This is a genomic window from Nocardia sp. Marseille-Q1738, assembly GCF_965283145.1.
Map to the genome: position 1 here is coordinate 453673 of NZ_CBDIMS010000005.1, position 18059 is coordinate 471731.

The 18059-nt window shown below is 68.4% G+C and carries 16 protein-coding genes; 5 read left to right on the top strand and 11 right to left on the bottom strand.

Annotation, left to right across the window (positions count from 1 at the left end; genetic code table 11):
* Window positions 1-6: 6 nt before the first annotated feature.
* The 4 genes from ACWPXK_RS21550 to ACWPXK_RS21565 all read right to left on the bottom strand — a co-directional run bounded on the left by ACWPXK_RS21550 (window position 7) and on the right by ACWPXK_RS21565 (window position 2475).
* Window positions 7-507 (bottom strand): hypothetical protein, encoded by a 501-nt coding sequence (locus tag ACWPXK_RS21550; protein ID WP_454197961.1) that lies wholly within the window; start codon window positions 505-507, stop codon window positions 7-9.
* 108 nt (window positions 508-615) lie between these two features.
* Entirely contained in the window at window positions 616-1425 is an 810-nt protein-coding gene (locus ACWPXK_RS21555) for an ABC transporter ATP-binding protein (RefSeq protein ID WP_454197962.1), read from the bottom strand.
* 96 nt (window positions 1426-1521) lie between these two features.
* Window positions 1522-2043: a DinB family protein gene (locus ACWPXK_RS21560; RefSeq protein ID WP_454197963.1), complete on the bottom strand. Its 522-nt coding sequence runs from the start codon at window positions 2041-2043 to the stop codon at window positions 1522-1524.
* Window positions 2044-2094: 51 nt separating this feature from the next.
* Window positions 2095-2475: a nuclear transport factor 2 family protein gene (locus tag ACWPXK_RS21565; protein WP_454197964.1), complete on the bottom strand. Its 381-nt coding sequence runs from the start codon at window positions 2473-2475 to the stop codon at window positions 2095-2097.
* Between the two features lie 88 nt (window positions 2476-2563).
* Between ACWPXK_RS21565 and ACWPXK_RS21570 the strand changes: the two genes are divergently transcribed.
* A complete protein-coding gene (locus tag ACWPXK_RS21570) occupies window positions 2564-3373 on the top strand; it encodes a helix-turn-helix domain-containing protein (protein WP_454197965.1) in 810 nt (269 codons plus the stop codon).
* Here ACWPXK_RS21570 and xylB read toward each other — a convergent pair.
* Window positions 3364-4770, bottom strand: a complete 1407-nt coding sequence (gene xylB, locus ACWPXK_RS21575; RefSeq protein ID WP_454197966.1) for a xylulokinase — start codon at window positions 4768-4770, stop codon at window positions 3364-3366. The two genes, ACWPXK_RS21570 and xylB, sit on opposite strands and share 10 nt — an antisense overlap.
* 148 nt (window positions 4771-4918) lie before the next feature.
* Here xylB and ACWPXK_RS21580 point away from each other — a divergent pair, with 148 nt between their 5' ends.
* Window positions 4919-5416, top strand: coding sequence for a hypothetical protein (locus ACWPXK_RS21580; protein ID WP_454197967.1), 498 nt, complete (start codon window positions 4919-4921; stop codon window positions 5414-5416).
* Here ACWPXK_RS21580 and ACWPXK_RS21585 read toward each other — a convergent pair.
* The 6 genes from ACWPXK_RS21585 to ACWPXK_RS21610 form a co-directional block, all read right to left on the bottom strand.
* The gene (locus ACWPXK_RS21585; protein WP_454197968.1) at window positions 5407-6417 is read right to left on the bottom strand and encodes a glycoside hydrolase family 172 protein; all 1011 of its coding nucleotides are present in this window, start codon (window positions 6415-6417) and stop codon (window positions 5407-5409) included. The two genes, ACWPXK_RS21580 and ACWPXK_RS21585, sit on opposite strands and share 10 nt — an antisense overlap.
* Window positions 6414-6863, bottom strand: coding sequence for a thioredoxin family protein (locus ACWPXK_RS21590; RefSeq protein ID WP_454197969.1), 450 nt, complete (start codon window positions 6861-6863; stop codon window positions 6414-6416). Before ACWPXK_RS21590 ends, ACWPXK_RS21585 begins: the two co-directional genes overlap by 4 nt.
* A 56-nt stretch (window positions 6864-6919) precedes the next feature.
* The gene (locus ACWPXK_RS21595) at window positions 6920-8401 is read right to left on the bottom strand and encodes an FGGY-family carbohydrate kinase (RefSeq protein ID WP_454197996.1); all 1482 of its coding nucleotides are present in this window, start codon (window positions 8399-8401) and stop codon (window positions 6920-6922) included.
* 2 nt (window positions 8402-8403) lie between these two features.
* Window positions 8404-9816, bottom strand: a complete 1413-nt coding sequence (locus tag ACWPXK_RS21600; RefSeq protein WP_454197970.1) for an L-fucose/L-arabinose isomerase family protein — start codon at window positions 9814-9816, stop codon at window positions 8404-8406.
* Window positions 9817-9934: 118 nt separating this feature from the next.
* Window positions 9935-10813: a glycosyl hydrolase family 32 gene (locus tag ACWPXK_RS21605; RefSeq protein ID WP_454197971.1), complete on the bottom strand. Its 879-nt coding sequence runs from the start codon at window positions 10811-10813 to the stop codon at window positions 9935-9937.
* Between the two features lie 295 nt (window positions 10814-11108).
* Window positions 11109-13391: an ATP-binding cassette domain-containing protein gene (locus tag ACWPXK_RS21610; RefSeq protein ID WP_454197972.1), complete on the bottom strand. Its 2283-nt coding sequence runs from the start codon at window positions 13389-13391 to the stop codon at window positions 11109-11111.
* A gap of 63 nt (window positions 13392-13454) precedes the next feature.
* On the opposite strand from ACWPXK_RS21610, the gene ACWPXK_RS21615 reads away from it, so the two are divergent.
* From ACWPXK_RS21615 to ACWPXK_RS21625, 3 genes are all read left to right on the top strand, one after another.
* Complete coding sequence (locus ACWPXK_RS21615; protein ID WP_454197973.1) at window positions 13455-14423, top strand: helix-turn-helix transcriptional regulator; 969 nt, start codon at window positions 13455-13457, stop codon at window positions 14421-14423.
* A gap of 155 nt (window positions 14424-14578) precedes the next feature.
* A complete protein-coding gene (locus tag ACWPXK_RS21620) occupies window positions 14579-16594 on the top strand; it encodes a TRAP transporter permease (protein WP_454197974.1) in 2016 nt (671 codons plus the stop codon).
* Entirely contained in the window at window positions 16591-17586 is a 996-nt protein-coding gene (locus tag ACWPXK_RS21625; protein ID WP_454197975.1) for a TAXI family TRAP transporter solute-binding subunit, read from the top strand. The genes ACWPXK_RS21620 and ACWPXK_RS21625 overlap by 4 nt, the downstream gene beginning before the upstream one ends.
* Window positions 17587-18059: the final 473 nt, after the last annotated feature.

Consider the following 18059-nt stretch of genomic DNA (forward strand, 5'->3'; position numbering starts at 1 on the left):
TCGCGATCAGTTGCACCGTTCGACCAGGTCGAACTTCATCTGCTCGAATCCCTCCGGCACGATGTCGCGCACCGACACCAGGGCATACGCCCAAGAGCCCAGGAGGGTGTGGTCGCCGACGGTGCGGCCGGTGTCCGGTGCGGGTTCCGCGGTGAGCAGAGGCAATGGGTGGATGCGATGACGGGCGTCGTTCTCCAGCACCGTCGCCTTGTCCACGAAGACCCGCAGGTCGTGATTGAGCAGGTAGCGGCCGACGGCGCCGTGCTCGGGCGCTACCAGTGCCGCGACGGAATTCGCTGTCCGGTAGAGGTTTTCGCCGTCCGGTTGACCTCGCGGAGCCGCCTGACCAGCCCACACCACCCGGGCGGGCGTTTCGAGCAGCCGCTCGACTCCTTGGACGAGGTGGTGGCCGATCCTGGCGTGTTCCATGAGCTTCGCGCCCGCCTCGACGTAGCCGAGCAGGCGATGGTCGTCGGTGCAGAGTACTGCTCGATAGAGCTGCCACACAGAGCTGGATTCCCTTCGGCGATAGGCGCTTTCGTTGCATGCTCACACGCCTTTGCGGTGTGGCGATTACAGCGGCGTTACCACCGTGGTGCGGCTGGGCGAGATCGGTTACTGCGACGGCCACGCCGTCGGTCTGCGGGCCGCGCGGGCGGTCCAGCGTCCGTCGTCGTAACGGACCTCGACCGGGTGGGCGAAGGCGGTGGTGATGTTTTCGGTGGTGATCGTCTCCAGCGCGGGTCCCGCCGCGACGGTGTGGCCGTCGGCAATGAGCAGGGCGTGGGTAGTCGTGCTGGGCAGTTCCTCCAAGTGGTGCGTGACGAGGATGGAGGCGACGTCCGGATGGGTCCGGTCGAGAGTGTCGATGGTGTGCAGCAGTTGTTCGCGTGCGGCGACGTCCAAGCCGGTGGACGGCTCGTCGAACAGCAGCAGCCGCGGCTGCGCGATCAGGGCACGCGCGATGAGCGTGCGTCCGCGCTCGCCCTGGGAGAGGGTGGGCCAGATCTCGTTCGCCTTGCCGGTCAGGCCAACGGTGTCGATGATCGCGTCGGCGCGGCCGAACTCGTCCGATGTGGGTGTCCAGCGCATCGGCGTATCGATCGTCGCGGTGAGGCCGGTCAGCACCACTTCGCGGATCGTCAGCGGTGAGCGCAGCGGGTGGCGCGGGTTCACATGGCCGATGTGGCCGCGCAGGCGCTGTAGCTCGACGCGGCCGAGCTCCGCGCCGAGCACGCGCACCGAGCCAGAGGTGGGGAAGGTGACCGCGCCGCAGAAGCCGAGCAGGGTGCTCTTGCCCGCACCGTTGGGGCCGAGCAGCGCCCAGCGTTCGCCCGCGCGCACGGTGAGCGAGATCCCGTCGATGATCTTCTTGCCGTCGCGGCGGAACGTCACGTCGGTCAGTTCGAGCACCGGGTCGGTCATGTAAAGGCTTCTTTCAGCGCGGTCAGGTGGGTGCGGCTGTATTCCGCACTTGCGGTAGGGCTTCGGGCGGCGAGCGCGTCGGCCGAGCGCGGGCCGTCAGTCGCCGGTGAGACCATCGATCCGCTCGCGCAGCAGATCGGCGTGCCCGTTGTGCCGGGCGTACTCCTCGATCATGTGCAGGTACACCCAGCGCACGCTGTAGTCGTTGTCGCTCCAGCGGTGCCGGAAAGTGTGGTCCAGCGGCAGCGCCGCGACGGCGGCGTCGGCATTCGCGATCTCCGCTCGGAAGGCGGCGAACGTCGTCCCGGGATCGGCGTCGGCGATGTCGTCGAAGTCGCCGTCCGGGTTGTCCTCGGAGCAGTAGACGTACGCGAGGTCTTGACCAGCGGCGGCGCGGCGGAACCAGCCGCGCTCCACTTCGGTCAGGTGCCGGACCAGGCCGAGCAGTGACATGCGTGAGGGTTCGACGCCGCGAATCCGGAGCTGGTCACCGGTCAACCCGGCGCACTTCCACAGCAGGGTGTCGCGCTGCCGGTCGAGCAAGGCTTGCAGCATGGTGCGCTCCTCGGCGACCAGCGGTGTCACGGCGCGTTCGAGGTCGGGCGCGGTCCACGTCACGCGCTCGACCATAGCCCCGCCCCCGCCCACCGAGCACACGATTATCCTCGCTCAGAACATGCCGTGCGGAATCTCCGCTGGTTCGGGTACCGGCTGCACGACATCCCAGTGCTCCACGATCTTTCCGTCGACGAAGCGCCAGATGTCGGCGACGGCCACGCCACGCTCATCGTCGGGCGCAACCATGCGGTAGTGCATGACCACGTACTCGTCGTCGGCGATTACGCGGGCCAGCTCGAGGCGGGAACCGGCCACGGGAGCCTGCGCGATGAACTCGATGAAAGCGTCTTTGCCGGAGGGGTTTCCGGGACTGTGCTCGATGAAGTCGTCGTGCAGCAGAGTGCGGAGCACCTCGATGTCGCCCGCCGCGAACTCCATGAATCCGCGCAGAACCAGTTCTTTGTTGCGTGCTGCCACGTTGTTGTCCGTCATGCCGACGAGACTGGCAGCGGCCCGGTGGCGGCGTCGATTACCTGCCATGTAATGGCGGACGCAACCATAGCGCCGTGATACTGGGCCGATGATCGGTGAGCGGGGAGTCGGCGAGCTGCTGCGGGAGTGGCGGCACCGGCGGAAGTTGAGCCAACTGGATCTGGCCATTCAGGCGGACGTGTCCGCCCGGCACGTCAGTTTCGTCGAAACGGGGCGGACAATACCCAGCCGATCCATGGTGCTGCACCTGGCCCAGCAGTTGAACGTTCCGCTGCGTGAACGCAATCGCCTGCTGATCGCCGCTGGGCACGCCCCTGAGTTTCGCGGGCGCGACTGGAGCGATCCCGCGCTGCGGCGTGCCCGCGACGCCGTCCAACGAGTGCTGCACCTGCACGAGCCGTACCCGGCCCTGGCTGTCGACCAGCGCTGGAACTTGGTACAGGCCAATGGCTGCGTGCGGGTGTTCTTCGACGACGTCGACCCGGCTTTGCTCGAAGCACCGATCAACATGATGCGACTCGGTCTGCATCCCAATGGATTCTCCTCCCGGCTTCGTAACCTGGAGCAGGTCCGCGCCTTTCTGCTGCCCAGGCTGGCTCGCCAGGTCATGACCACCGGTGATCCCGAACTCGCAGCGCTGCACGAGGAGCTGCGGTCCTACGGTCTCGCGCGTACCGCCGACAGCGATCACGGCGCCATCACGCTGCCGATCAGGCTGTGCCACCGCGACGTCGAACTGTCCTTCTTCAGCACGATCACCACCTTCGGTACGGCCTTCGACATCACCCTCGACGAGATAGCGGTGGAGGCATACTTCCCGGCCGACGACGAAACCTCGGCATATCTGCGCGAACTCGCGGTGGCGGTTCGTCGGCGTGAATGCCTCGGTCAGTCGTAGAGCGCCTGGCGTGCCCGCCGGTACTGCGCGCGAATCCGCTGCCCGACCTCGGCGTCGGCCGGAGCGGGTACCTCCGCGACCGTGCGCGCCTGCCAGGCGGGCGGTCGGGGCGCGCCACTGAGCGCCCACGCAGCCTGTCGGGCGGCGCCCAGCGCGACGTACTCGGCCGGTTGCGGCACCGTCACCGTGACACTGAAAACCTGGGCGGCGATCGCCGCGACGAGCGGCGAGCGGGCGGCGCCGCCGACGAGCAGCACCCGGCGCGGCGTCACGCCGATGCCGGTGAGATGCTCCAGCGCGTCGGCGAGGTGGCAGAGCATGCCCTCGTAGGCGGCGCGGGCGATGGTAGCGGGACGCATGGCGTCCGGGCGCAACCCGTGCAGACTGCCCGTGGCATGCGGCAGGTTGGGCGTGCGTTCACCCGCCAGATAGGGCAGCAGGACCACGCCGTCCGCGCCCGGTGGCGCCTGTGCGGCAAGCGATTCGAGGGTGGGCAGGTCGACGCCGAGCAGGTCTGCGGTCGAGGTCAGGACGCGAGCGGCGTTGAGCGTGCAGACCAGCGGGAGGAACGCGCCGGTCGCGTCCGCGAATCCGGAGACCGCGCCGCTCGGGTCGGCGCAGGCGCGGCTGGAGCGGGCGAAGGCCGTCCCGCTGGTGCCGAGCGAGACGACCACGTCGCCTTCGGCGATGTCCAAACCGAGTGCGGCCCCCGCGTTGTCTCCGGTTCCCGCGGCGACCAGGGCACCCCACGGCGCCCGACCTGCCGGTTCGGCGGGATCGAGCACTCTGGGCAGCGCTGGTGTGCGTCCGCGAAAGGCCATGGTGAGCAGGTCTTCGCGGTAAGCGCCGCTGTTGGGTGACCAATACCCGGTGCCGGAAGCGTCGCCGCGGTCGGTGGTCGGCTCCGGCATGCGTCCTGGATCGCCGCCGCGCAGCCGCCAGGTCAGGTAGTCGTGCGGCAGGAGGACCCGCGCGGTGCGGTCGGCGAGTTCCGGCTCGTGATCGGCCATCCAGCGCAGTTTGGCGATGGTCAACGCCGCCACCGGTACGTTGCCGACCGCGTCCGCCCACGCCTGCGGCCCGCCCAGTTCCGCGATCAATTCCTCGGCCGCCTCGGCGGAGCGAACGTCGTTCCACAGCAACGCGTCCCGCACCGGAAGGCCCGTGGCGTCCAAGGCGACCAGACCGTGCTGCTGCCCCGCGACGGCGATCGCATCGACGCCGTCGAGCAATCCGGCGCCCGCGGTGCGCAACGCGTCCCACCAAGCGGTGGGGTCGACCTCGGTCCCTGCGGGGTGCGCCGCATGCGCTTGGTGCAGGACCGCACCGGTGTCGGCGTCGCAAACGACCACTTTGCACGATTGGGTGGAGCTGTCCACCCCCGCGACCGTCGTCATGCGTCCAGCCCCGATCCGCTCCGGATCCTAGCCCCGATCTGGAACCTTCCAACCGTTTCCAGCACAGCCATATCCATACCTTGCATCCGAATCGCCGCGCCACGGCGCATTTCGGGTAACCGGCCATCCCATCGGGCACACTGACGCAATGAGCATCGACCCCACCGACGTGCGCATCCGCGCGGGAGACGGGACGCCGCTGCTGGAACTCACCGAGAACGCACTCGGCGACCTGCTGGACGAACCGCCCTGCCCGGACCAGGCCATTCTCGAGCTCAGCCGCGCCGACCTGCACGACATCCGGGCCACGCGCCTGCCCGACGGCGTCTACGAACTGGAGCACCGGGCCGGGTCGACGACCCAGTCCTTCCAGATGTACACCTCCGACCCGGTGCTGGTGCGGGACGTGCTGTGGTCCTGGCTGTCCGGCGATCCGTGGTGGCACGAGGCGGTCGCGTGGTACCCGGTCGATCCGGCGATCGCGGAACTGCGCGCCATGCGGGACGAAATCACCGGACTGCTGGACGGCCTCACCGCGATGGACGATCTGACCGCGGGTATCGACGCTGCACTGGCCCGCGCTGACGAGCTCCTGGCGCCGGACTTCCCGGAATCGGATACGCCGGAGTCATCGGCTCAGGACTGATACCACCACGCGGTCGTCGCGATCTCGGCGTCATCCAGCGGCAGATACGTTTCCGCGTCCCGCCACCCGAGCGCCTGCACGGTGACGCGCACATCGCGCTCGAAACAGATCGGATCGCGCACGTGCCAGCGATACATCCCGAACCGCTGGTCCGGTCGATAGATTTCGTCCGGCGGCAGTATCTGATGCAACCCGAGATATGGGGTGCAATATGTCCGATATGCCCCGTCGAGGTCGAAATTCCAGGCCCCACCGAAATAATCCTCGGTGCCTGTCCCGCAAATAGTGGGGTGCTCGGCGTCGCCGTCGAGATAGAACTTGACTTCGCCTTCGCCCCACCAACCCGGCGCGCCGGGTCGAATGGCGAGATAGGTGCCGACGTAGCGGCCGGGCCCCGGCACCATGTCCAGAATCGTGTGCACGGCCGGATTGCCCAAGCGGGCCGTACGCGACCACCGGGTGTGCAGATAACCGGCGGCGTCCGGAACATCCTCCTCGGTGTAGGTCGCTTGGTAGTAGACCGGAACTTCCCGGCCGCAGCGGTTTTCCAGCGTGATCCGCGCCCGGTGCCGAAACGGCATGGGCCAGTAGCTGTTCAGGCCACCCGCGGGCGCGACAACCACCATTTCCGAGCTGAGCAGTGCCAGCTCGCCCCATCCGTTGCAGAAGAAGTCGCCGAGCGGCAGCTCGATCGCGGGCCGCGGCGCGTCGTCCCAGTACATGCGCAGCGCCAGCGAGCGCAGCACGGAGCGCTCGGTGGTCAACCAGAAGTGCCGGATCACTCCCGGGCCGGAAACGTCGGCCAGCGTGGCGTTTTCGCCGTCGGCGAGCGCGATCGAGGGCGATACCTTCCACCCGGCGCCGAGCAATCGAGCCGCGTGCGCGCCGGTGCCGTCGAGCGCGCGTGCGCCTGCGCCGGGTGCTCCGGTGGGATTCTCGGCGCTGACCGACCGCGTTCGCGCGCCGTCCAGCCGCCACAGATCCGCGCCCGGCGTGGTCACAGTCCTGGCCAGCCGTATCGGGCCGAGACCGGCGCGAGTCCGGCCCGGCGTGTGGTGGTGGAGGCTCCCGTGGTGGCGAGCTGTCGCGCGTTCTGCTCGGCCAGTTGCCGGCGAATCCGGTCCATGTCCAGCCAGAGAATCTGCTGCACCAGGTCTTCCAGCGCGTCCGGCGCCAAGGCACCCGCCTCGGAATACACCAGCACCCCCTCCCGGAAGGCCATCAGCGTCGGATATTGGGTGACCTGCGCGCTGGTGCTCAACGCGACTTCGGCCTCGGTGTCGACCTTGCCGTGCACGATCTCCGGGTGCCGGTCCGACGACGCCTCGTACACGGGCGCGAAACGCTGACACGGCCCACACCAGCCCGCCCACCAATCGACCAGCACGATCGGGTTGGACGCGACGACGGAATCGAAATTGTGCTGGGTCAAGGTGATTGTCGGCATGGAATCCTCGTGTGGTTCTGCGCGTTGACCTTGCATCGTCGCATCGATATCCGCAATCAGGAAGACGTGCCGGCGCGATGGTGTTCGGCCGCGAGGAAATGCGCGATATTCGTCGTGCATTCATACAGTTCGCGGTAGTGCCGGTAGTACTCCTCGTATTTCGCGGTGCGCTCGGGATAGGGCCGCACGGTGTCGACGACGGGATTCCACCCGGAGGTGTCGACACCGGCGGCTTCGGCCGCGAGCAAAGCGTCGCCGAGACAGGCGCCCACGGTATCTGCGGGTAATTGCTGCTCCAACCCGGTGACATCGGAGACGATCTGCGTCCACAATCCGCCCTTGGTGCCGCCACCCACCGCGACCAGACGCGACGCCTGTCCGCCTGCTTCGGTCATGGCCGCCAGGTTGTGCCGCACTCCGTAGGCGATACCTTCCAGCACCGCCCGATACAGTTCGGCGCGCCCGTGCCCCAGCGTCAATCCCGCGATGATGCCCCGGGCGTCGGGATCGAACAGGGGAGTGCGCTCACCGGCGAAGTACGGCAGCGCGAGCAACCCTCTGCTGCCGACCGGCACGCCGGCGGCGTCCGCGACCAGGTCGGTGAACTCGCCGCCGACGAGCTTGCGCAGCCAGTCGGTGACCGCCCCGGAGGTGGCCATGCCCGCGGCGAGCGTGTACGTGCCCGGCCAGGCGCCGCAGGTGCCCCAGAGGCCGGGATGCGGGCGCGGATCGGTGAGCACCTGCACCAGGAACAGGGTGGTGCCGTACATGATCATCGCATCGCCAGGGGCGCGAACACCCACGCTGGCTGCCTCGGCCCACGCGTCGATGGTCCCTGTGGTGACCGGCAGCCCCGCCGGTAGTCCGGTGACGGACGCGGCATCGGCGGTCACGCGGCCCACGATCTCGGTCGGCCAAGCCAGTTCCGGCAGCGACCATCCCGGCACGACCTGAGCGGCCCAGTCCGTCGCCCACGCGCGCTCACGCAGGTCGTACAGGGGCACGCACTGACTGGCCGACTGGTGGTCGAGAACGTATCGGCCGGTCAGCCGGTGCACCAGGAAGGAACTCGCCATCAGCAGCATCGCGGTGCGCGCGGCGACTTCCGGCTCGTGCCTGGCCAGCCACCGGGCTTTGGGGCCCACGGCCTGGCTGGTCAGCGGTGACCCCGCGCGGTCGAGTACCGCTTGCGCCCCGAATTCGTCGTCGAGTTCCGCGATTTCGGCGCTGGCCCTGGTGTCGACGCCGTAGAGGATGGCCGGACGTAGCGGCTTGCCCTCCGCGTCGGCGGGCAGCAGGCACGGCCCGATCCCCGACACCGCGAGCCCGTCGAGCGGAGCGCCCTCGGCGGCGCGCACCAGCTCCTGGGCGAGCGTGACGAAGTCGGCCCACCACACCGTCTCCGCGTCGTGCTCCACCCACCCGGGATGTGGCATGGAGACGTCGTGCGCTCGTTCGGCTCTGGCGACGATCGTGCCGTCGGCGTCGGCCAGTACACCCTTGGAACTCGAGGTCCCGATGTCGATGCCGAGAAACATCGTCACCGGGTGAACTCGTCCAGCGTGACGTCGAGCAGCTCGCACGCGGCGCGAACCGCGGCTCGGTGGTCGCCGGGTATCGCGTGGATGTGGTTGGCGCCGAAGCGATTCAAGAAGTCGTCGGCTCGCGCGTCCAGCCGGGCGAAGGCGTGCGGCCACTCCCAGGTGGACTGCTTCATCAGCGCTTCGTTCGTCTGCTGGTCGTAGGCTTCGAAGTCGCCGAGCATCAGCTGCATGCGGTAGTCACCGTCGAGTCGGGTGAGCCGTGCCAGCGTCATCCGGCCCGGCGCGGCCAGATGGTGCACCGAGGCCCCGCCCGCCGGGAAGAAGAACACCTCCGGATACAGGTGCACTTTCGCCAGGTTTTCCGCGGGATCGGCGCTGCGCGCGGCGAACCAGGTGGCGTGCTGGCCGGAATTGCACAGATCCCAGATGTCCCGGTCCGCGTGATAGTGCCGGACGTCGGCGAACAGCACCGGGGTGCCCGCGATCCGTTTGAGCAGCTGCATCGTCAGCGCGCCGTCCATGTCCGCCTCGGTGGCGCAGACATGCGGTTCCTTCGGGCCGTTCCAGTCGTAGGGGTCGTTGAGGAAGGCCTCCGTGACGTCCATGGTGGCGAAGTACTGGGTGAGCTCGGGTTGCCCTTTGATGCCGGAGAAATCCAGTCGCCATTCCGCGATCAGCTCACGCACCGCCAGGTACGAACGGATCTGGCGTTCCAGCAGCTCCGGCGTGAGCTTCGCGCCGTCGTAGTGCACGCCCGCGGTGTGCCGCTCCAGCCACTCGCGCGCCGCCTTCGCCTCCCCGGCGTCGGCGAGCTCGGCGCGGCGCACGATCTCCCACTGATCGATCTCCTCGACATCGATGCCGAAGCGCCGCTGCCACTGGTCGGTGTTGGCGACCGCGGTGTTCATCCCCATCGGCCGCCCACCGAAGCGCCCGAATGTCGCGCCACGCAAACCGGATACGGCCGCCGCGGCCCGTGCCCGCACGCCGATCGCCTCGATCAGTTCCGGATCGGACGGATCACCCCACAGCCTGGTGTGCTTGCGCCCGATCTGGTCGAGCGCGCCACCTGCCGCGAGCATCCCCACCATGCCCGGCTGTACGGGATCGATGTTCGACAGCAACAGCAGCGGGCCGGGGGTCGCGCCCGCCGCGAGCATGGTGAAATGCGGAAACGCCCAGACCGCGTAGTGCAGCACGGTCAGATCGACGCCCGCCGCGGCGACCGTGCGCGCCACCGAACTCGCCAGTGCGTTGTCGCTGATCGTTGCGGTGCCGCGGACAACATCGTGTCCCGCCGCGGTGAGCGCGGCCACCAAACGGTCCTCGGTCGAGGTGATGAAATCGGCGATGCCCGCATGCACATAGTCGCGGCCATCGGAAATACTGATAACGCCGATACGGGCCATGCCGGTCCCTCCCGTTGGGGATGGTCGGAGAGTTCGACTCGATCAACAGATACCAGCCGTGGCCGGGCTCGTTGGCGCGTTTGCGGAAATCGAGCCATGGCCGGTGCTTCGGACCGCCTTATCGCGGAACCGCTTTGGCCACACGCGACTGCGGGAACGTCAGCGACGCGACGTGGACTCCGCCCTGGCCCCAGCCCGCACTGGTGATCCACCAGCGGCCGTCCTCGCGAACCACTTCGGCCGCGTGCGCGGCGATGTGGCCGACTTTGTCCCCGATGCGGAAGCGGAACGGGCTGTCGCTTCGGAAGACGTTGGTGCCGACGTAATGCGGGCGAGGGCCGATGAACAGATACCACCAACCGTCGTGCCGCAAGACGTACGGCGACTCGGTGTTACCCGCTTCGGTGCCTTTCGCCGGGTCGGTGTAGGCGATATGGCGCTCACCCCAGTGCACGAGATCTGTGCTGGTGCGGTAAGCGACGACGTGATGACCGCCGGTGGCGGCGCTGGTCGCGCAGTAGTACATCACCCACTGGTCGCCCACGCGCGCCACCATCGGGTCGCGAGCGTCGTAGCCGTCGTGAAACAGCGGACCCGTCGGCAGTCTCGTCCACTGGAACAGGTCGGTCGAGGTGGCCAGGTTCATGGCCGCGGCGGTGCGGTCGGTGCCGCCCGCGGCGTAGAACATGTGGTACCGGCCGTGCGCGCCGACCACGTACGGCGCCCACAGATGTGTCTCCCCGTAGGCTCGATCGACCCGCATGGCGGACGGGTGCTTGGTCCACGGCCCGTGCAACCGGTCGGCGCAGGCGTGCGCGAATTCGATTTCGTCGAACGGGTCCGCCGGCTCCCGATGGGTGATGCCGAACAGGTGCCATCGCCCGGCCTGGTCCTGAACCAGGGTGTGGTCGTTGATGTACCACGCTTCCGGCTCGTCGGCGCCCGGGTCGTAGATCCGCGCGAACGGCTCCGCCCGAACCACCTCGCGCGTCGTCATCCATTCATGATGCCGCCATGGTCGTCGAGAAACTGCCGTCCTGCGGATTCGCGTGCCACGACCACGGAGCCGCGGCGAAGTGCCCGGCCCGTCGTGAACACGCGAGCCCGGTCGCGGCCGACATCGACTGGGCGATCGAGCCGTCGCCGCACGGCGAAATCGCAGGTCGCCTGCTGCTGACGTCGCGACGCGCCGTTGTCCTGCCGCGCCGAACCGCGAGAGGCGCGAGTCGGGCCGGAGTGTGGCCACGCGAAATCCGCAGGCGAGCTGATCTCGATTGCCCCGTACCGCCGGGTCATCCGGCAGGGGCGCTGCGCCGCAGGTAGTCCGCGGTGATGGAACGATCGTCCGCCAGCAATGCCGACGGCGTACCGGCGAAAATTATCTCCCCACCGTGCTTTCCGCCGTCCGGTCCGAGATCGATCACCCAGTCGGCGCGGGCGACGACGTCCAGGTCGTGTTCGATGACGATCACCGTGTTGCCCGCGTCGACCAGTCGGTCCAGCAGTGCGACCAGGGTGTCCACGTCGGCCATGTGCAGCCCGGTGGTCGGTTCGTCCAGGACGTAGACGCCGCCGCGGCGATGGAGGTGATCGGCCAGTTTGATGCGCTGGCGTTCTCCGCCGGAGAGCGAGCTGAGCGAGCGGCCGAGGGTGAGATAGCCGAGACCGACATCGAGCAGTGAGCGCAGCGGCGTACGAATCCGCTGGTCATCCAGCTCGTCCCAGAAATCGAGCGCCTGCTCGGCGGTCATTTCGAGCACGTCGGCGATGGACGCGCCGCGGATCTCGTACGCCAGCACCTCCGGCCGGTACCGGCGTCCGTGACAGGTCTGGCACACGGTGGTGACCGGATCCATGTACGCCAGGTCGGTGAAGATCACGCCCGCGCCACCGCATTCGCCGCACGCGCCGTCGGAGTTGAAGCTGAACAGGCCGGGTCGCACGCCGTGCCGCTTGGCGAACAGCTGACGCAGTGGATCCATGATCCCGAGATAGGTGGCCGGGCTGGAGCGCCGAGAGGCGGCGATCGCCGCTTGGTCGACCGCGATGACCTGCGGATGCGCCGCGACGAACGCACCGGAGACCAGCGTGCTCTTCCCGGAGCCCGCGACGCCGGTCACCGCGGTGAGCACGCCAGTGGGAAACCGCGCGGTGAGATTCTTCAGGTTGTAGGTGTCGACGTCGGTGACGGTCAACCATCCGGTCGGCCGACGCGTGTGTTCCTTGATCCGGCGCACCCGGCGCAACCGCTCGCCGGTGGACGTGCCGGCGCGGCGCAGCTCGTCGACCGTGCCCTCGAAGACCACCCGCCCGCCGTGCGAGCCCGGGCCGGGCCCCATGTCGACCACGTGATCGGCGACGGCGATCACGTCGGGGGAGTGTTCCACCACCAGTACGGTATTTCCCTTGTCCCGCAATTGGATCAGCAGGTTGTTCAGTCGACCCACGTCACGCGGATGCATGCCGACGCTCGGTTCGTCGAAGATGTAGGTCATGCCGGTCAGGCTGGAGCCGAGATGCCGCACGACCTTGAGGCGCTGCGCCTCGCCGCCGGACAGGGTCGAGGTCTCCCGATCGAGCGAGAGATAGCCGAGCCCGACCTCCTCGATCCGGCGCAACCGGCCGATCGCGGCGCTCGCGATCGGCTCGGCCACCGGATCGTCGATGGCGGCGAGCACCTCGATGAGGTCGGTGATCTCCAGCCGGCCGTAGTCGGCGATGCCGAGCCCATCGATCCGGCTCGCCAGCGCGGCGGCGTTGAGCCGGGCGCCGCCGCAGTCCGGGCAGACCTCCTCGGTGACCACCGCTTCGGCGGCCGCGCGATTCTTGTCCGACAGCGCGGCGAGGTCACGCTTGATGTAGAGCCGGTCGAACCGCTCCAGCAGTCCTTCGTAGGCATTGTTGCCCGCCGATCCGTTCCTGTTGCGTCGCGGTACCCGAAAACCGCTGCCGTGCAAGAACAACTGCCACTCCTCCGGGGTGAACTCACGCAGCGGCTTGTCCGGGTCGAACAGCCCGGACTCGGCGTAGAGCTGCCATTGGAAGGTGCCGATCGCGAAGGGAGCGAAGGTGATTGCGCCCTCATTGAGCGACTTGCCGGAGTCGAGGAGCTTGTCCAGATCCGGACGCACCACGTGGCCGAGCCCGCCGCAGGCCGGGCACATGCCCAGCGGATCGTTGAACGAATAGCGCGTGGCCTCGCCCGCGCTGGGCACACCGTGCCGGGAGAACAGCACGCGGATGACCGACTGGATGTCGGTCATGGTCCCGACCGTGGAACGCGAATTGCCGCCGATCGGCTTCTGGTCGACGACGACGGCGGGCGCCAGGTTGTCGATCACGTCGGCTTCGGGCCGCTCGTACTTGGGCAGCCGATTGCGGATGAACCAGGTGAAGGTCTCGTTGAGCTGCCGCTGTGATTCGACCGCGACGGTCCCGAAGACCACCGACGACTTCCCCGAACCGGAGACGCCGGTGAAGACCACGATCTTGCCCTTGGGAATGGTCAGCGAGACGTCGCGGAGATTGTTCTCGCGGGCCCCGACGATCCTGATGGTGTCTCGATCTGCATGCACGGCCGCCACGCTAGGAGCCGATGAGGTCGGTTTCTGTCCTCGTTCGCGTCCATACTGGATCGCGTGACCCAGACCGCCGCGCGCCTGCTGCAGCTACTGTCGCTGCTGCAGACGCGCCGCGAATGGAGCGGTCCGGAACTGGCCGCGCGGCTCGGAGTCACCGTGCGGACGGTGCGGCGGGATGTCGAGCGCTTGCGCGAGCTGGAGTATCCGGTGGTCGCGAGCCTCGGCGCGGTCGGCGGATACAAGCTGCAAGCAGGTGCCGCCCTGCCGCCACTGCTGCTCGACGACGAGGAGGCGGTGGCGATCACGCTCGGCCTGCGCGGGGCCGCCCAAGGCGCGGTCGCGGGTATCGAGGAATCGGCCGCCCGCGCCCTGGTGAAACTGCAGCAGGTGCTGCCGTCGCGGTTGCGGCGCCGGGTCGACGCGATCGACACCGCCACCGTGTCGCTCGCCGGTCCCGCCGCCGGCCCGGTGATCGGCCCCGAGATCCTCGTCGTCCTGGCCGCCGCCGCACGCGACGGCGAACGGATCCGCTTCCGCTACCGGGACAAGGCCGACGCCGAAACCAGCCGCCTCGCCGAGCCGCACAGCCTGGTCTCCGCGGGCCGCCGCTGGTATCTGGTGGCGTGGGACGTCGACCGCGCCGACTGGCGCACCTTCCGCGTGGACCGCGTGACTTCCCCGCATCCCACCGGAATACGTTGCACGCCACGCGCACTGCCCGCCGCGGACGCGGCAAGCTTCGTCACCAGCCAGCTGGCCCGCTCCCGCCCGGCCCGCCACGTGGTCCTGCGCGTCCACGCCCCGGCCGACACGCTCGTCGAATCCTTCCGGGTTCGTCCAGAAGAGATCGAGGCCGTGGACGCGCGGACCTGCCTGCTGCGCACATCAGCGGATTCCCTGGAGTGGACCGCCATCCGCATCGCTCACTTGAACTTCGAGTTCGAGGTCATCGAACCCCAGGAAATGAAAGACCTGCTCACCACCCTCGGCGCCAAATTACTTCGCGCGGCGGGAAATCCACCCTAGGACACCTCCGCGACCAGCCGATATTCGCCTGACCCGCGCGAAGGGCGGCACTACGGTGCTGCGGATGAGCGTATCGATCGCCCCTGGCGGCTGATCCCGCTGCGGCTGTCGTCAAAGCCGGTACACCGGCGTGCGCGTGTTGCTATCGTCTCGCCATGTCGGACACGCTGGGCGCTCGGGTGGACGAGCAGAAGCGCCCGCCGGTCGTCGAGTTCGACGACGAGGAGCGGCCCGCGCGGGTGTTGAGCGGCTGGGCGGAGCGATTGGTCGCCGTCGCCGCGTTCGCCGTCGCGATTCTCGCGCTGTGGCAGGTGTTCCGGCCGTTGGCGCAGGGTAGCCAGTACTACCTGGTGATCTTCCTGGCGGGCACGTTGCCCACGGTGTTTCTCGCCTACGGGTCGGGCCTTCGCTTCCTGGATCGGCGCAACCGCCCCGGCGTCGTGGACTGGTTGCTGGCAGTGGTGGCGCTGGCGGTCTGCCTGTATCCGGTGGCCCCGATGACGATCGGGTCGGGCGGCGGCGGATACAACGCGTTCCTCGATCGGCAAGGACTGCTCGACCCGGTCGATGTCGCGGTCGGCACGGTGTTGCTGGTGCTCGTCATGGAGGCGTGCCGGCGGACGACGGGTTGGGTGTTGCCCGCGGTGTGCCTGGTCTTCCTCGCCTACGGGTATTACGGAGGGCTGCTGCCGCAGGAATGGAGCATCGCGCACGCCGGACTGGACTTCGGCCAGATCATCGACGCCCTGTTCAATTCCGGAAGCGGCTTCTACGGCACCCCGCTCGATGTCGCGGCTACCTATATCGTGCTGTTCACCCTGTACGGCGCGGTGCTCGAATTCTCCGGCGCGGCACAGTTCTTCGTGGATCTGTCGGTCGCGGCGTTCCGGCGTTCGCGCGGGGCTGCCGGGCGCACCGCCGTGGCCTCGGGTTTCCTGCTCGGCACGGTGTCCGGATCGGGCACCGCCACCGCGGTGAGCGTGGGCGCGGTGACCTGGCCGATCCTGCGGCGCGCGGGGTACCCGCCCGAACAGGCGGGCGGCATGCTGGCCGCGGCCGGCGTCGGCGCGATCCTGTCGCCGCCCACGCTGGGGGTCGCGGCGTTCATCGTCGCCGAATACCTCGAGGTCTCGTATGTCACCGTGCTCGGCTGGGCGCTGATCCCGACCCTCCTCTACTACCTGGGCATCCTGCTCGCCGTCGAGATCGATGCGCGCAGGCTGGGCACCGAACCGGTCGAGGTCGGCGGCCCGTCCGCGGGTCGGCTCCTGCTGCGGTTCGGCTATCACTTCCTGTCGCTGATCGCGATCGTCGTGCTGCTGCTCATCGGGGTGAGTGCGACGCGAGCGGTGGTCTACGCGACCGCGCTGGCGTTCGTCCTGGCCTTCTTCGACGCGCGCACCCGAGGCGCGGCCCGGTCGCCGCGCCTGGTGTTCGCCACGATCGGCAGCGGCGTCCGTTCGGCGCTGCCGGTGGTCGCGGTATGCGCGGCCGCGGGCGTGATCACCGCGATGACGACCAAGACCGGTCTGGGCGCACAGCTCGCGGCATTGCTGGTGCGCGCCGCGAAGGCGCTGTCGGACAATCACACCGTCGTGCTGGCCTGCACCGTCGCACTCGCCGCCGTCGCGCTGGCACTGCTCGGGCTCGCCGTGCCGGTCACGGCGTCGTTCATCATCGGCTGGGCGATCATCGGTCCGGCGCTGCTGGCCCTCGACGTGCCCGCGCCCGCCGCCGCGATGTTCGTCTTCTACTACTCGGTGCTCTCGGAGGTGACGCCGCCGACCGCGCTCGCGGCGGTGGGCGCCGCCGCGATCACCGGAGGCCGCACCGTGCCCACCATGTGGCAGGCCCTGAAGTACGCCCTGCCCGCCTTCCTGGTGCCGATCGTGTTCGTCCTGACCGGGCCGGGCGAATACCTGCTCGGGCGAGGGCCGATCCTCGGCATCCTCTGGACCACCGTGGTCGCGTGCGTCGGTGTCGCCGCGCTGGCGGCGGCCACGGGCGGCTGGCTCCCCGGCATCGGACCCGCGCCGCGCGCGGCACGCGTGCTGGCCGCCGTCGGCGGGTTGACGCTGCTGTACTTGGCGCCCGCCACGCTGATCGCCGGGGCGTGCGCGCTGCTCGCGGCCGCCGGTATCACTCTGCTGTCGCGAAGGAGAACGACATGAGAAGAGCCGCACTGATATTCGCCGTCATCACGATCGCGGCGGGACTGCTCGCGGGCTGCGGCGGCCGCAGGGACGCCCCGCACACCGACTCGGGCGCCGCGGTCACCTGCGCGCTCGAGCGAGAAACCCGAGTCGGCATCGCGACCGGTAACGCCACCGGGGTGTATTTCGCGCTCGGCAACACCTATGCCGACCAGATCGCACAGGCCACCGACGGCAAAGTGAAGGCGACCGCCGCCGAGACCGGGGCGTCCGTGCAGAACATCCAGCAGGTCGTCGCGGGCAGCTACCAGGTGGCGTTCTCCCTGGCCGACAGTGCCGCCGACGCCGTGCTCGGCACGGGAAGCTTCGACGGCAAGAAACAGCCGGTGCAGGCGCTCGCGCGGCTGTATCCGAATTACACCCAGGTGGTCGTGCGCCGGGACGCGGGCATCACCTCGGTGGCCGACCTGCGAGGCAAGCGGGTCTCCACGGGCTCGCCGAAGTCGGGCACCGAGGTGATCGCGCAGCGGATACTGCAAGCCGCCGGTCTCGATCCCGATCGCGACATCTCGGCCCAGCGACTGGATCTCACCAAGACCGTGGACGGCATGAAGGACGGGTCGATCGACGCCATGTTCTTCTCCGGCGGCCTGCCCACGCCGGGAATCACCGACTTGTTCACCGTGGCGAAGGACCGCGTCCGATTCCTGGACGTCGCCGACCAGCTGAGCAGCCTGCGCACGATCAATCCCGTGTACGAAGAGGGGACCATTCCCGCCGCCGCGTACGGCCTGCCCGCCGAGGTGAGGACGATTGTCGTGCCGAACGTCCTGCTCGTCCGCGACGACCTGGACGCGGATCTCGCCTGTGTGCTGACCAGGACCCTGTTCGACCGCAAAACCCAGCTGGAACAGGCCAACTCGGCCGCGAAAGGAATCAGCAGGGATACCGCCCGGGATACCGCTCCCGTACCGCTGCACCGCGGCGCTGCGCATGCCCTCGCCCACTGAGCCGGCCGCTCCGGAACGATCTTGTGGTGGCTTGAATCACATTCATGTCATTCGGCCGTTCATGCCGCCGATCGCGTGCCTCTGACCTGCGAAATAGTGCGCTGCCCAGGCGATTTGACGAAGTGAAATCCGCCGCGTAACTTATTCCAGGTCAGAGCGACACGGACACCGACCCGGAGCCGAGAAGCGAAGCGGAAACGCCGAGCGGAGGGACCGGGAAACGAGGTAGGACGAGGAGCGCCTGGCGATCACACTAGCTTGATCGGGACCCTGATTTTGATCGGGTGAACGGCTGAGCTAAGCTGGATAGGTTGCCTCACTGAAGGTCCGGAAATCCGGAGTGAATGTGTGTGCGTGTGTTCTTTGAGAACTCAATAGTGTGTCGATGAATGTCAGTGCCAATTATTTTTGGTTCCGGCTCTTCACCCCCCGTGTGGAGGGTCGGGTATTTAAGTCAGCTATTTTTCCGGCTG